Source organism: Sporofaciens sp. St.21A7 (assembly GCF_059728535.1).
Map to the genome: position 1 here is coordinate 3,535,259 of NZ_BAAGFN010000001.1, position 13,714 is coordinate 3,548,972.

Sequence of the window (13,714 nt, forward strand, 5' to 3'; positions counted from 1 at the left end):
TGAAATCCTGCCTTTAAAAACAGAAAAGCGTTCATTGGTTTTCTTCCAACAAACGCTTTCCCGCCTTAATTCTTAGTTTAATTATTATAATCTATCCTTCTTTTATCTTTGCGGGCAATCCGCCACACAGCGAACTTCCCTGCCGTTACTGCTACCGGAAGTCCTCCTGGTGCCATAATCCACTGACTGGCAATATACAGGTTTTTTACCCCCTTTAAAAGTCCTTTCACACGAAAGGACTTTACACCTTTTCTTGTAATGAATCCCATATATGCTCCATGATATGCGTTACAATACCGTTCATAAGTAATCGGTGTCCAGCAGTCAAGAAATGCCATATGCCCTTGAAGATCGGGAAACTGTATTTGCAGCCGTTCTTCTATTGCCTTTGCTGCTTCCTTTTTCCGGTTCTCATATTCCTCCTTTGTCAGACTCCTCCAGTATAAATAGTCCTTATCAAATTGCGGGACATTTACTTGAATCACTATTTTCCCTGCTGGAGCAAATTCCGGTTCATATTCATAACTTTTCACTGAAATCCTCTCCACTTTCCTTCCGCCTGTTTCAAAAGGACTACAGTCAAAGAAAATAGTACCTTTTCTGTCATACGCTTCCCCATCTGCCACGAATGCTGCCTGAACAGCACTAAAAAGAGGATATTTTTCATGATCAGCATAACAGGACTGCCATTTTGCATCCATATACTTTTTCCCGATTAACCTGCCAAACATCTCCATGGTATCCACTGATGAAATAATATAATCCGCTAATACCTTTTCTTTATCTGCTATTTCGATTCCTATTGCTTTTTTATTCTCTATAAGAATCCGTACAACAGGCGCATTGTAGTGCAAATTCCCGCCCAGCCGTAAAAAACGGTTCACCATACGGTTTACCATTGCCAGAGAACCGCCCATTGGGATCTCGCCATTGCCAGATGTAATACTGGCATAAGAAACGAGAAATGAACTTGCAACATATTCTTTTGGCAAATAATCTGTAAATAGTTGTTTTAAAGCAGGGTGTTTAAACCGCTTGGACAGTTCCTCCAAATCAATGGAGCCATATTCTTTCATCACCTTTGGCATATTCGCCATTGAAACGCCCATATGGATATAATCCATGATTCCCATAGCATCCATAGGTTTTTCGGCTGGTATTTCACATTCCGCCGCATATTTCACATGCTCTATAAATTTCTCTATTTCCACCGCATCTTCAGGGGACAATTTGAGCAATTCCGATTTCGTCCTTTCCAAATCCTTCCACAATGTTACTTGCGAGTCCCCTTTGATACTTGTATAAAAACTGTCACAATCCGCAAATTCCGTATGTTCATCTAATGCTCCAACGGTTTCCCATACTTTTCGGAGTGCTGTCCCCTTTTTCGTTCCAGTAAGCCAATGAATGCAATTGTCAATATGGCATCCTTTCCGGTTCCACCCCATACACTGTCCGCCAGCAACTGGATTTTTTTCATAAATATCCACGTCATAACCTGCAAGTTTTCCATAAATTCCTGCTGACAATCCAGCAATACCGCCACCTACAATTACAATTCTCTTTTTGTTTTCACTCATCGTTTCCCTCCATAGATAAACTATTTGAACTAAATTGTTCTTTATCATTTTGCAGCATACCCACCATCCACTCCGGTTCCGGCAAAGGAATATCCGGATGTAAAGTATACTGTTCCATAATTCCATGTACCGCACACCAATACATATTTGACAGCGACATGACATCTCCTTTGCGAATGCTTCCGTCTTTTTGCCCTGCCTTCACCCAGTTTTGGCAGAATGCAATCGTATCTACTGAAGCTGCCAGCTTACGAAGTTTTTCTGGTACGTCTTCGCCCCGCACGATATGTCCCATAAATACAAACATTTTTGCAATAAAAGGATTTTTTTCTGTCTGTAGAAACAACATTTTTGTAAATTGATAATAAAAATCCAGACCGTTTTCTGCTTTGACCTGCATTGGCGTGCGCATCCCTTCCAAACCGATATTTACCAATTCCTCTAACAACATTTCCTTTGTAGGGAAATAATGAAACAACAGCCCTTCACTAATCCCTGCCCGTCTGGATATTTGGCTCGTTTTGGTTCCGTAGTATCCCCGCTCCACAAATAAATCCAGCGTAGCCTGAATAATTTGTATTTTTCTGGCTTCTTTTTGTTCTTTTCTTGTCATATAGCATTTCCTCCAGCGAATAAACGCAATTTAACATTAGCACAGTCATTGAAAAATTTATAGAGTGATTTACTCAATGAAATTTATATCAGTAATAAACTATAACTTCAGAATAAACTTCTCCCATCCAAGAAGATTTTATATTTTCTTCTGTAGTTCCTGCAAATGTCTAAGCTGTGCTTCGCTTAATATCCTTGGCTTCCCAATCCTGACAAGATTTTTGAGTAAAACATAAGTCTTGCTCACTTCCGTCCATGACTTTAAGCGGATCACTTCCGGAAACTCTTTACACAGCTTATCCATTTTCCGTATCCACGCCGGATTTGCTGTGTAAACAGTTGCTTCGTCCTCATCGGCATTTAAATTGATGACAACCTCCTGTTCGTATCTTGATAATTTCATTCCCTGCTCCTTTCTCCGTTACCAAACCGTTCCCGAATTTATTTGACATCACCCTTCCGGTGTCGAATTTTTCTGCCCCAAATTGGGCGGTTTTATAAATCTGCTGTTCTCCCCTTGCTGTTTCCTGACAGGCAACCCTTGTCGGCACTGTGTCGTCCAATATTGGCGCTCAAATTACTTTAAAATTAGTCTTGGCGGTTTATGTCAGCTTGGACAGTCATTTAATTGTACTGTCATTATCCAACAAAATAGCCTGCCTTCTCGTATATCCACCATGCTAGAAATTTTCCCAAAAACACGATTTTTCTATTATGCTGGAAAAATGCGGTAGGAATCCACCGCTTTGTATGATATTCTGTTTTCGTAAAGGAGGATTTATCTATGAAAACACAATTAAGTATTCAGGAACGCCTGAAAGACTTGCGTGTGGAAAAGGGACTGACTTTAGAGCAGTTATCACAGCAGACAAAAATTCCCGCTTCCACGCTCGGTTCTTATGAATCTGATGATTATAAAGAAATACCCCACAGAAATATTATTGATTTAGCAAAATACTATGGAGTATCAACTGACTACCTGCTCGGTATGACCGAAAACAGACAGCTTGGCAATATTTCCATATCCGACCTGCACTTGAGCGATGCCGCCCTGTCACTTCTCAAAGACCGGAAACTAAATTCCCTACTCCTGTCAGAGCTTATCACCCATGAGCAGTTCCGAAAACTCATGCTTGACTTGGAGATATATGTTGACGGTCTTGCAGATATGCAGGTCAAGTCGCTTAACTTTGTGGTGGATACAAGCAGAAAAGTACTGATGAAACGCTATAATCCCGATGAATATAATCTGCAATTAGGCACTCTGAACGCACAACACCTTGAATTGAACGAGTATTTCTCCCATGTGATTGATGATGATATGCATACCATTATCAAAGATATCAGGAACGCCCACAAAGGCGATATTGATTCTGCTCCGCCAAAAACCTTAACTGATCATTGGGAAGAAATTCTCGAAAAGGCAGAAGCCTTTGCAGGGACTTCCAAACAGAAACTTGCTTATATATTCAGTCAGTTCCTGAAAATCAAGCCTACCGAAAAAAATATTGATGATATGGCAGATATGCTCGGTCAGTCTGAAATCTTGGAGCCTGACGCTAAGAAACGCCGGAAAAGTGCAAGGCAGAAACGCACTAAGGACTGAATTTCTACAAAACAAAAGGAACTGCATATTATTTGCAATTCCCTGTTTACAAAGCTGTATGGTATTATTCCTCTGCCTTTACCAGCTCCACCACATCCTTCAGTTCACAATCCAGCGCATCACATATCCGTATGAGCGATTCCATTGAAATGTGCTGCCCCTTGTTCATGTTGGCAAGCACATTTGTGGTAAGCCCCGCTTCAATGCGCATCTGGCTCTTGGTCATTCCCCTCTCTAAGAGCAAATGCCACAGAGGTAAATAGCTGACTTTCCGCATAGCAATCCTCCGTTATCCGGCAGATGTTTTTTCTGCCTGTTTTCTGTATCTGTTTCGTTTATTCTATCAGAGATATTGTCTTTTATCAATCAAATCTTGATTGTTGGCGGTATTTCCTGTTGTTTTGCCAATCATATTTTTGTTACACCTATTTGGGTACGAAGTGCTTGATTCCCTGGCTCTTTGCTCATGTGAGATAAAGAAGTAAAAGAAGTGTAAAAAATTTTGCCGTTCCCTGTCCGGCTGACTGCCGGACGGGTCGGGCTTTAGTCGGGCAATTCTACCTTGCCGACAAAAGAGTAATAGATTTCGATTTCCTGTCTGCGGAGCTTCCCCCGGCGTTTCCCGTCAAGGGCTTCCGATTCGTGGATTACGATTTTCTCCACAAACTCCCGTAACAGGGTAGGGGTGAGTTCCTCAAAGCTGGTGTACTTGCGTACCACTTTCATAAACTTTTCAGCGTTTGCCGTGGCTTCCAGCGTTTTAGAAAGCTCGCTCTGCAAAGCGGCGGCTTTCTCTTTCAGTTCCTTTTGCTCGGCTTCGTAGTCTGCCGAAAGTTCCGTGAAACGCTCGTCCGATATGCGCCCGGTCACGCTGTCCTCATACAGCCGCTTGAAGATAGCGGAGAGTTCCGCAATCCTTTTTTCTGCCGCTTCCAGTTCTTTCTTCTTGGCGGCGTTCCGGCGTTTGCTCCCGTCCTCGGTCTGCTCGGTCAACAGCTTCATAAACCGGGCTTCGTGCTTTGCGGCGTAGCTGGTGACTTTCCGTAGGTTCTCGGTCACTCCGGCGGTTAAAAGGTCGGTGCGGATAAAGTGCGCCGTACAGTCTGCCGTGCGCTTCTTGTAGCTGCCGCAGATATAGCAGTCCTGCCGCCGTTTTTCGGTCTGATACCTCTGCTGGTACATGACGCTGCCGCAGTCGGCACAAAAGAGTATGCCGGAGAACAAGCCCACTTCATCATAGCGGTTAGGGCGTTTGCGCTGCTTGCGTAGCTCCTGCACCCGTTCCCATGTGTCCCTGTCGATTATCTGCTCGTGGTGGTTCTCAAAGATTGCCTGTTTGTCCTCGCTGTTGTAGATAATCTTGCTGCATTTGTAGGATTGGGTGGTGGTCTTGAAGTTCACAAGGCAGCCCGTGTATTCCCGGTTTTCAAGGATATGCACCACGGTGTTCGCCGCCCACTTGCACTCGTAGCCGGGGTGGTAGCGGCGTGTGCTTCCCGTCCGGCGGTATTCCAGCGTTCCCGGCGTGTGGATTTCCTGCTCGGTAAGCATACGGGCTATCTTGGTCGGACCGTTCCCCGCAAGGCATAGGCTGTAAATCTGCCTTACTACCGGGGCGGCTTCCTCGTCAATGATGAAATTTTCGTCCTCGTCCATGAGGTAGCCGTACACGGGCTTGCTTGTGACGGGCTTCCCACTCATGCCTTTTGAGCGTTTTACCGCCCGGATTTTCTTGCTCGTATCCCTCACCAGCCATTCGTTAAAAATATTACGCAAGGGCGCAAAATCATTTTCGCCCTGTGCGCTGTCAACGCCGTCATTGATGGCAATGAAGCGGACGTTTTTCTGTGGGAAAATCATTTCCGTGTACACTTGCAGATAGTTTCGCCCTAACCGTGACATATCCTTTACGATAACCGTTCCCACAAGCCCCGCTTCGATGTCGGCAAGCATGGACTGGAAGCCGGGTCTTTGGAAATTCGCCCCGGAATAACCGTCGTCCGTGTACCATTTCAGATTGCCGAAGCCGGAGCACCGTCAATGAGATGTGACAAAAGAAATGGCCCATTCTATGAATTGAATGAGTCATTTTCTATGTGTTTGATTAGATTTTCGATTTTTTCGCTTGCCCGAATCACCCCCAGTCCCTCAAGAACCTGGAAAGCATCCATTATCCCCTGCAGATATACTTCCTGTTGTTCCTCAAAGGCTACCCTTTCTGCCTGCTCCATGTACTTTTCCAGAAGATCCTTATCAGAGACAGACATCCGTTCTTTCAACTCCTCGTACCCGGTACGAAGATTCCTTAAGCCTTCTTTTTCCCTTTTACAGCCGGCAAGATGTACCAGAGTCTCTCTGTTTACATTCTCGCATCTTAAATTTTGCAGAAAAAGAACCAGTTTTTCCATAACCTCATTTTCCATTCCAAAATCCTCCTTCGTTCTAAATGGTAGTTCTGTTTATAAAATAAGCAGAGACTGCATATTTCATACATCCCTGCTTACCCTATCTTTTCATTAAATTTGTAACCTACGCCCCAGACTGTTTGAATGTAGATTGGATTGGACTGATCCGGCTCGATTTTCTTACGGATTTTATTGATATAAGCAGTAATATTCCGGTCACCCGCCACGTAATACTCTCCCCATATCCTATCATAAATCTGCTCTTTGCTAAACACCTGTCCTTTATTTCTGGCAAGAAATTCCAGGATATCAAACTCTTTGCTCGTCATAGTAACTTCCTGCTTGTTCAGAAAAACCTGACGTTTTGATGGAACAATCTTCAAGTCACCAAATGAAATATCTTTCGTCCCATAGGTAGCTTTCTTAATGCTGTATCCGTATTGGACGGCCAGTTTCATTAGCTCCTCATAAAAGCCCTCATGGACTTCTTCCATCATAATAAATAATGCATCCACTTTACATTCCCTTCCCGTTGCATCTTAGACATGGCGAAACAAATCTCCATACCTCTATCATCTGCCATTCTATCCTGTCAGCATTCTCCCGGGTAAACACTTTATTCCTCACCATGCTGTTCAGAACCTTTCTCACACGTTTCACTGCCAGTTCATTCCCCATATCCGGCGAGTAAGCAGATGGCGCATTGGGAATCCCTGCCAACATAGCGCACTCATAATCACTTAATTCTAATGGTTCCCTTCCAAAATAGCCTACAGCTGCCTCACGAATACCATAATAACCACTACCAAAATAAACTGTATTTGCATATAACTCAAAGATCTCTTCCTTAGTATATTTCGATTCCATGTCCAATGCCGCAAAAACCTCTGCCGCTTTTCGCTCAACAGTTACTATTTCTTTTCCCCGCCGAATCACTACACCGTAAAGGCAATCCGAAGTTATCACTTATTCTTATTTTTAAAAAATCCAATAAAATTAAAGCAATCCCCACAATAATGACTGTAGTTCTTACCGATGAATCTGGTGAAAATAAGCAAAATACAACAAGTCCCGCTCCAGCACCTGGAAAAATCTACCATCTATTTTTCATGTTTTATTATGACCTCTACACTTCCTTTACCATCTGCATTTCTTTGAATTGCATATCCAAGAATGTATACTCAATCTCTTTGATTTCCTGAAAGCCGACGGAAGCATACATTTTGCGTGCAACTGTGTTTTCCAAAGACACACTGATATACAGTTTGTCCGCATTATGCTTGTTCTCAAAATACTCCAGAAATTCCAGCACAGCTCGCTTTCCATAACCTTTTCCCTGAAACTGCTTTCCAATCATAAAGCGGCTCATAGACCAGCCGGGTAACATATCATCATAGTCGTAGAGCACAAAGCCAACCATCGTTTCATCGTGGTAGATTCCCAGGGTGTAAAGGTCATCCTCGTAAGCCGCTTCTACCAGAGACAGCTTGTTATCTGCAACAAATTTCACCTGATTATCATCAACGGTCAATGCCATACAATCCCAGTAATTGGTTTTGTCTATTTCCCGAAATGTCATTTTAAATCCTCTCATTCTAAATAGTCCTGTTTTTCCGTCTCTGTAACAGTTCACTAAACCGGAAGTTGTCACTCCGGTAATTCCATTTCATTATTCATTTTTACAAATCCATATTTTTCATATAACGGTCGCCCCATATCCGTCGCTTCTAATGAAATAGACGAGATACCTTTGCTCTTAGAATCTTTAACCAGCATATCTAATGTTTTATAGGCAATCCCCTTTCTTCTGTACTTAGGGTTAGTATACATATTCATTATATACGCCTTATTTCCACTTGGATTGTGATAGGTCGGCATTACTTGGAAAAAACTAACACCACCAGCTCCAATACAACAGCTATCATTAAAAATCAAATACGCAATATGAGAGCCATCACAAAGTGCTTTTTGATAGTAGCTATAAGATTGCCTTTTCACTTCACTCATATCAGTATCAGAGCAAAGTTTATTAGCTGCCCTTAATACCTCTATTCTTGTTTCTACCAATATATTTATATCTTCAACCGTTGCTCTTTTATATGTTAGGTTCATATTGTATTCTCCCCTGCAAATCCTTATTTTCCATGTTCCATTCTCACATTCTAAAACTGATGTATAAAATATTCTGCAGTGCAGCGGCTTTTCATCTCCACTGTGCCGCAGTTTTATCTATTGTTTCATTTACAGGCTCTTTATCATATCTGTGATTGCCATGTCCCGCATCCATTTCGCCAGCGTGTATACTGCAGAAATACAGAAAAAGGTAACCATTAAAAATAGAATAAACGAAATCCTACACATTTCCCAGTCCCTCCTAGTCGCCCCCCCCCCAGATTGTCCGAAAACCCTTATTTTCTGCGGTTTGTAGCCATTTTTAGCATCAAAAATGCCAGATATATTTCTCTCGAAATAAATATCTGACCTTGACAACTGAATAAAGTGTATATTGGGTTATACCAGCAGCATCCTGCCGCCATTAACTCCATCATCTTTTCAAATCCTAATAGGTTTTTCGCTCGTTTTATATTGTATCCCAGGCACATGAGCGCAAACTCCCCGGTCACTTTCCTCAGGCCTCTCAGAAGAAAGTAACTGAATCCCATCGCTCTTTTTATTGTCCCAAACGGATGCTCTGACAAACACATTCGCTCTGCCGTTTTCTTTCTGTCAGGTTTTAGGAAGAACCTCACCACTTTCTGTTTCTCAAAGTGATATTTCCCGTTTTTGACGCCCTGCTTACCTGGCATACTTCCCTCGGCTTCCAGCCAATCTTTGCACGGCTTCTCCAGACAGTCTTTCGTGAAGTCTATTTCTTTCCACTCATTTTTGCCCTTGTAACATTTATTCCTGTTTGGGCAATGCCGGCATGCGTTCTTATTTGCGTATCTGATGTTCCCGTTTTTCTTTATACATTTCTGGCGGAGGATTTCTCCATTCGGGCAATACACGAGATTCCTCTCCGGGTCCCTGACAAAGTATCCTTCCTTTGCCCTCTTCATCATTTCTTCGGGTGTCCCGTAAATTGACTCTGAAACTCCCTCTGTCTCTGGCTCGTCACTGACTTTCCTTCTTACTTCAATAACTTCTATATCTGTTATGACATCCTTGTAAGCTTCAGGAATTACGCCGGCATGCAACGCCTTTTTTAACCCTTCCGGGTCTGTGCTTTCTGTATCTGCATCAGCTGCTCCTTCGTACGGTATCTCAAGTTGATACCCGTCTTTCCCATCATTGGTTATAACATGCGGGATAATCCCGTCTTCAAGGCACTTTATCATGTCCTCTTCACTTTCATATCCCCTGTCGGCAACTGCCTCGATGACGCCTTCCGATTCTTCCCTTACTTCTTTAAGCGTAGAATCCATAAGCCCGTGGTCTGTCACCTGGTTTGTCATTTGGAAATCACGGATTAAATGTGTTTCAGAATCAACTGCTGTCTGTGGGTTATACGCTACCGCAAAACCATTCTTACTCTTCATCAGTTTTGCATCTGCATCCGTAAGTGACATCTGCGACTGGCCGCTTTCTTCCATGAGCTTTTGATAGCCCTCATATTTTGCAAGGCGCTCTCGGGCTTCTTTCACCTTTTCTTCTACCAGCTCTTTTGTAAGTTTATCGGGATCTTCTTCAAACCCTTCCTCCTTATCTGCATCATCAAGGATACGGAGGTACTCTTCAATGTGGCCATTAAGCCACTTGATCCTGTCATCCAGCTTGTTTTTTGTAAAGTTATTATTCTTGGAATTGCAGGCATTGAACTTGCTCCCATCAATGGAGGTAAACCCCCACTCTACTGCTCCGGAAAGCCGCTTGTTAAACTCGTGAAAAATCTTTTTGAGGCTGTCTATGTTATCCTTCCGGAAGTCAGATATGGTCCGGAAATCAGGTTCGACTCCGCCAAGCATCCACCTGACCTCTACATTTACTTTACAGCTCCTCGCCAGTTTTCTGGAGGATTTGATCCCATTATCGCTTCCATAAATGTAAAGCTTGAAAAGGCCCTTCGGGTCATACGGCGGCCTACCTTCCCGGGACATCTCCTTCACACCAAAATCTGAAAGGTTAAGACTATCCACAAATGCATCTATAAGCCTTGCCGTACTATCCGGATCAACCATGGAATCCCATGTAGTCACCATCATTTGGTCTCTGTCAAATCCCCGTACATAATCCATCAATATCACCTCAAAATGTAGTATTCCCAACACTTGTATTATACTACGTCTGTTGGTATGCAGCCAGAATTTTATACACTTTATTCAGTTGTCAAGGTACGCATTCTTCTATATAAGTCATCTGCCTTTATGACAGATATCTCTACCATGATAGTTATATCAGATTAGACTGGGTTTTCGGACGGTCTGCCCCTTTCTTAAAATATATCTGCCGAACGAGAGACTTACTCTGTCCGGCAGGATATTTTCAACCTTTTACTTACAATTCATTAATTGTTGCGGTAATCGCCATATTGCATATCCGTTTAGATGGAGCATGGGCTGCAATAACAGCAGAAACAAAAATAAAAACTGTTACTACAGCGAGCAATACAATCGGCAAATGCCATGCCACTCCAAAATGACGTGTAATCATCAGCGTATGCAGAAAACGGCTGAAAGGAATTCCCATTCCACAACCCAATATCAGACCTGAAACAGCATAGGTAAAGGCTTCCGCAGAAATCATTCGTGTAAGCTGTTTATTGTCCATGCCAACCGCACGCATTGCACCATACTGTTTTGTTCTCGCAGATACACTCATAGAAATACTGTTAATAATATTAAATAGAGTAATGACCGCAATAATTGCTAAAAATCCATAGCAAACAATCCGTGATGCCCAATAAGTTGTGTTGTTCGTCCGATTACTTTCCCGTTGGTCAGTAACAGCGATATCGTCATTTTCAAGTTTTCTGATTTGTGCTACTGTTTCATCTGTAGCATCTTTTCCCAGTTGAACACCAATCAAACCATATTTTTCCTGTCCCATGAGGCGGTCAAACGTTTCCTCTGAACAGATGATAATCAGATCATCGCCAAACAGTCCTTGTGACAGGGCGCAGGAAATCTCAACCTCAGTGCCTGCAATCTGAATGGTATCGCCGACTTTTAGGGAGTTGTTTTTATTAAAGACTGTCGCAACCTTGTTGCTGTCTCCATAAACTTCATTCAAGGTTCCCTGAGCAATATTTCCTTTTGCATAGTCCAACAGCGTATCATCATAGGAAACAATATTGATATGGTCTATCCCAGCTCTTGAAGATGTTGCAGGAATATTACCCATATAGCTACTGCCATAAGCATTTGTAACGCCATCTATTTTTCTGATTTCATCAACCAAATCACGGTCAAGAACCATTTCATTACTATAACTGGCTAACGCAAGATCCGCTGAGGTAACATTTAGTGATGGCAGCAACAACCGTACCATATCCATCACAATGGAAAAAGAAAGAAACAATATAATACAGAGAGCAAAAGAGGCTGTCAATAAACACCAGTTTTTCTTTAATGCTACTGCATGATGTATGCCCAAAGAACAGTCAATTTTCCCAACCCCTATCTTTGCGGCATGGTAAACAGTAGCTGTGTTTTCCATATTACCGGAAACTGCCGACATAGGGGAAACCTTAGCAGCACGTTTTGCCGGGGATTGTGCCGCCAAAAGTACTGTTACAATTCCTACCACGGCTCCGCTGATAAGACCGGCAGGACTGATTTTGAACACCGGTGTCACAGCAAATTCACCACCAACAACATAGCGGAGTACCCCGCAGATGCCCCAACTGATGATTGTACCCATAAGGATTCCAGCGGGTACTGCTATCTTGCACCAATTCAATGCCTCCAGCCGCACAAAGCGGATGACTTGCTGGCGGCTTGCGCCAATACAGCGCATCATGCCAAAGAACTGTGTCCGATTGGCTATATTGCTGTTCATGCTACCAGAGATCATCAGTACGCCTGCTAAGAGCACTATAATAAACAGAATCACTGCAATTCCGTAGAAATTCTTCATAGCGGTATTGCTGCTTTGCCCTGCCATACCCATTACACCGGTATTTTCTGAGATGTTTTCCGCCGGCAGCTGATATTGTGCCTGCAATTCTGTGATGGCTTTGGTTGCTTTCGTCGCATCCTCGAACTGCACATAATAGGCTGGCTCATTGTCTGTAATTCCATTATTCTCCATAATGGAGGCAAATGCTGTTTGTGTCATATATACCCCTACTAAATAGGTCTGATTTTCATAATATCCTTTATCCTCTGTACCAAACCCAGATATTTTAAACGTTGCATCTCCGGCAGGGGTATGCAAGGTTACATTTTCTCCAATCTGTGCTCCAAATGCTGTTACAGCATTTGGGCTAAGCATAACTTCACTATCATTCTGCGGAAAAGCCCCATCCGTAATTCCATTTGAGATCTGGTTCATATAGGTTTCTTCGGTACCATATAAGACAGCTTTTTTTTCGCGAATACGATACGGCTGCCCTCCTTCATAGTTAAACACGGAAAATGCACCTACGTCGGTAACATCTGTACGTCTACAGATTTCCTCTGCAATATCCTGTGAGATATGATCCAGTTGAAGATGCCAGTTTCCATGCTTGCTCAACATGATGCTGCTTTCCGTCCGAATCATCATGTCTGTTACACTGAAAATCGCAGTCACAAGAAAAACAGCACATATAATGCATAGAATTGTCATACGGTTCTGCCGCCTGCGGACCTTTGCAGAAATCGGCACAAGACTAAGATAGCTTTTCATTCACTGCACCTCCCCAGATCGGTCAGCACACCATCCGACACCTGCAGTACCCGGTCTGCAGTCTGTGCAATGCTCCGATTATGCGTAATCATAATAATAGTCTGTGCGTATCTCTTTGACGCATTTTTCAGCAAAGTAATTACCTCACTGCTGTTCTGCGTGTCCAGATTTCCAGTCGGCTCGTCAGCGAGTATCAGCGAAGGCCGTGAAATCAACGCACGCCCGATTGCCACCCTCTGCTGCTGACCTCCAGATAACTGGCTCGGCAGATGGTTCCGGCGTTCTTTCAAGTTAAGAACTTCCAAAAGCTCCTCCAGATACTTCTTATCCGGTTTCTGATAATCAAGCAGTACCGGGAAGATAATATTCTGCTCAACAGTAAGCTCTGGGATCAGGTTGAATGCCTGAAAGATAAAGCCGATGTTCCTCCTGCGGAAAACCGTCAACTTGCTCTCCTTCATTGCAAAAATATCTTTGCCGTCGATCAGCACTTTTCCTGATGTCGGGTTATCCAACGCACCAATCATATTGAGTAATGTACTTTTTCCGGAGCCTGATTCCCCGACAATAGCCACATACTCACCCTTTGGGACAGAAAAATTGACTTTCTTCAATGCCCGTACGGATGTTTCACCACTGCCGTAAGTTTTGGAAATTGATCTTACTTCTAATAAATCCATATT

Annotated in this window: 14 protein-coding genes; 1 reads left to right on the plus strand and 13 read right to left on the minus strand. The window is 43.1% G+C overall.

Annotated elements, in window-relative coordinates; genetic code table 11:
* Nucleotides 1-77: 77 nt before the first annotated feature.
* From AC6I3O_RS17535 to AC6I3O_RS17545, 3 genes are all read right to left on the minus strand, one after another.
* Nucleotides 78-1,580 carry a phytoene desaturase family protein gene (locus tag AC6I3O_RS17535; protein ID WP_497851987.1) on the minus strand — a complete coding sequence of 501 codons (1,503 nt, stop codon included), beginning with the start codon at nucleotides 1,578-1,580 and terminating at the stop codon, nucleotides 78-80.
* Nucleotides 1,573-2,193: a TetR/AcrR family transcriptional regulator gene (locus AC6I3O_RS17540; RefSeq protein WP_497851988.1), complete on the minus strand. Its 621-nt coding sequence runs from the start codon at nucleotides 2,191-2,193 to the stop codon at nucleotides 1,573-1,575. The genes AC6I3O_RS17535 and AC6I3O_RS17540 overlap by 8 nt, the downstream gene beginning before the upstream one ends.
* A gap of 138 nt (nucleotides 2,194-2,331) precedes the next feature.
* On the minus strand, nucleotides 2,332-2,595 hold the full coding sequence (locus AC6I3O_RS17545; RefSeq protein WP_497851989.1) for a hypothetical protein: 264 nt from the start codon (nucleotides 2,593-2,595) through the stop codon (nucleotides 2,332-2,334).
* 381 nt (nucleotides 2,596-2,976) lie between these two features.
* On the opposite strand from AC6I3O_RS17545, the gene AC6I3O_RS17550 reads away from it, so the two are divergent.
* Nucleotides 2,977-3,798 carry a helix-turn-helix domain-containing protein gene (locus tag AC6I3O_RS17550; protein ID WP_497851990.1) on the plus strand — a complete coding sequence of 274 codons (822 nt, stop codon included), beginning with the start codon at nucleotides 2,977-2,979 and terminating at the stop codon, nucleotides 3,796-3,798.
* Between the two features lie 64 nt (nucleotides 3,799-3,862).
* Here AC6I3O_RS17550 and AC6I3O_RS17555 read toward each other — a convergent pair whose 3' ends face one another.
* From AC6I3O_RS17555 to AC6I3O_RS17600, 10 genes are all read right to left on the minus strand, one after another.
* Complete coding sequence (locus AC6I3O_RS17555) at nucleotides 3,863-4,075, minus strand: helix-turn-helix domain-containing protein (RefSeq protein WP_497851991.1); 213 nt, start codon at nucleotides 4,073-4,075, stop codon at nucleotides 3,863-3,865.
* 266 nt (nucleotides 4,076-4,341) lie between these two features.
* Nucleotides 4,342-5,814, minus strand: a complete 1,473-nt coding sequence (locus AC6I3O_RS17560; protein WP_497853505.1) for a recombinase family protein — start codon at nucleotides 5,812-5,814, stop codon at nucleotides 4,342-4,344.
* Between the two features lie 53 nt (nucleotides 5,815-5,867).
* Nucleotides 5,868-6,221, minus strand: a complete 354-nt coding sequence (locus tag AC6I3O_RS17565; RefSeq protein ID WP_497851992.1) for a hypothetical protein — start codon at nucleotides 6,219-6,221, stop codon at nucleotides 5,868-5,870.
* Nucleotides 6,222-6,298: 77 nt separating this feature from the next.
* Nucleotides 6,299-6,718, minus strand: coding sequence for a winged helix-turn-helix domain-containing protein (locus AC6I3O_RS17570; protein WP_497851993.1), 420 nt, complete (start codon nucleotides 6,716-6,718; stop codon nucleotides 6,299-6,301).
* 1 nt (nucleotide 6,719) lies between these two features.
* On the minus strand, nucleotides 6,720-7,169 hold the full coding sequence (locus tag AC6I3O_RS17575) for a transglycosylase domain-containing protein (RefSeq protein ID WP_300512656.1): 450 nt from the start codon (nucleotides 7,167-7,169) through the stop codon (nucleotides 6,720-6,722).
* A gap of 160 nt (nucleotides 7,170-7,329) precedes the next feature.
* Nucleotides 7,330-7,797 (minus strand): GNAT family N-acetyltransferase, encoded by a 468-nt coding sequence (locus tag AC6I3O_RS17580; RefSeq protein WP_497851994.1) that lies wholly within the window; start codon nucleotides 7,795-7,797, stop codon nucleotides 7,330-7,332.
* A 53-nt stretch (nucleotides 7,798-7,850) separates the two neighbouring features.
* On the minus strand, nucleotides 7,851-8,315 hold the full coding sequence (locus AC6I3O_RS17585; RefSeq protein ID WP_177957264.1) for a GNAT family N-acetyltransferase: 465 nt from the start codon (nucleotides 8,313-8,315) through the stop codon (nucleotides 7,851-7,853).
* A gap of 296 nt (nucleotides 8,316-8,611) precedes the next feature.
* A complete protein-coding gene (locus AC6I3O_RS17590; protein WP_302144327.1) occupies nucleotides 8,612-10,438 on the minus strand; it encodes a transposase in 1,827 nt (608 codons plus the stop codon).
* A 259-nt stretch (nucleotides 10,439-10,697) separates the two neighbouring features.
* Nucleotides 10,698-13,031 carry an FtsX-like permease family protein gene (locus AC6I3O_RS17595; protein WP_497851995.1) on the minus strand — a complete coding sequence of 778 codons (2,334 nt, stop codon included), beginning with the start codon at nucleotides 13,029-13,031 and terminating at the stop codon, nucleotides 10,698-10,700.
* Nucleotides 13,028-13,711 (minus strand): ABC transporter ATP-binding protein, encoded by a 684-nt coding sequence (locus tag AC6I3O_RS17600; protein ID WP_497851996.1) that lies wholly within the window; start codon nucleotides 13,709-13,711, stop codon nucleotides 13,028-13,030. Before AC6I3O_RS17600 ends, AC6I3O_RS17595 begins: the two co-directional genes overlap by 4 nt.
* Nucleotides 13,712-13,714: the final 3 nt, after the last annotated feature.

Bases quoted from the DNA above. Each gene is read 5' to 3' on its own strand.
- AC6I3O_RS17535 (WP_497851987.1), bottom strand. From the start codon at position 1,580: ATGAGTGAAAACAAAAAGAGAATTGTAATTGTAGGTGGCGGTATTGCT.
- AC6I3O_RS17540 (WP_497851988.1), bottom strand. From the start codon at position 2,193: ATGACAAGAAAAGAACAAAAAGAAGCCAGAAAAATACAAATTATTCAG.
- AC6I3O_RS17545 (WP_497851989.1), bottom strand. From the start codon at position 2,595: ATGAAATTATCAAGATACGAACAGGAGGTTGTCATCAATTTAAATGCC.
- AC6I3O_RS17550 (WP_497851990.1), top strand. From the start codon at position 2,977: ATGAAAACACAATTAAGTATTCAGGAACGCCTGAAAGACTTGCGTGTG.
- AC6I3O_RS17555 (WP_497851991.1), bottom strand. From the start codon at position 4,075: ATGCGGAAAGTCAGCTATTTACCTCTGTGGCATTTGCTCTTAGAGAGG.
- AC6I3O_RS17565 (WP_497851992.1), bottom strand. From the start codon at position 6,221: ATGGAAAATGAGGTTATGGAAAAACTGGTTCTTTTTCTGCAAAATTTA.
- AC6I3O_RS17580 (WP_497851994.1), bottom strand. From the start codon at position 7,797: ATGAGAGGATTTAAAATGACATTTCGGGAAATAGACAAAACCAATTAC.
- AC6I3O_RS17585 (WP_177957264.1), bottom strand. From the start codon at position 8,315: ATGAACCTAACATATAAAAGAGCAACGGTTGAAGATATAAATATATTG.
- AC6I3O_RS17590 (WP_302144327.1), bottom strand. From the start codon at position 10,438: ATGGATTATGTACGGGGATTTGACAGAGACCAAATGATGGTGACTACA.
- AC6I3O_RS17595 (WP_497851995.1), bottom strand. From the start codon at position 13,031: ATGAAAAGCTATCTTAGTCTTGTGCCGATTTCTGCAAAGGTCCGCAGG.
- AC6I3O_RS17600 (WP_497851996.1), bottom strand. From the start codon at position 13,711: ATGGATTTATTAGAAGTAAGATCAATTTCCAAAACTTACGGCAGTGGT.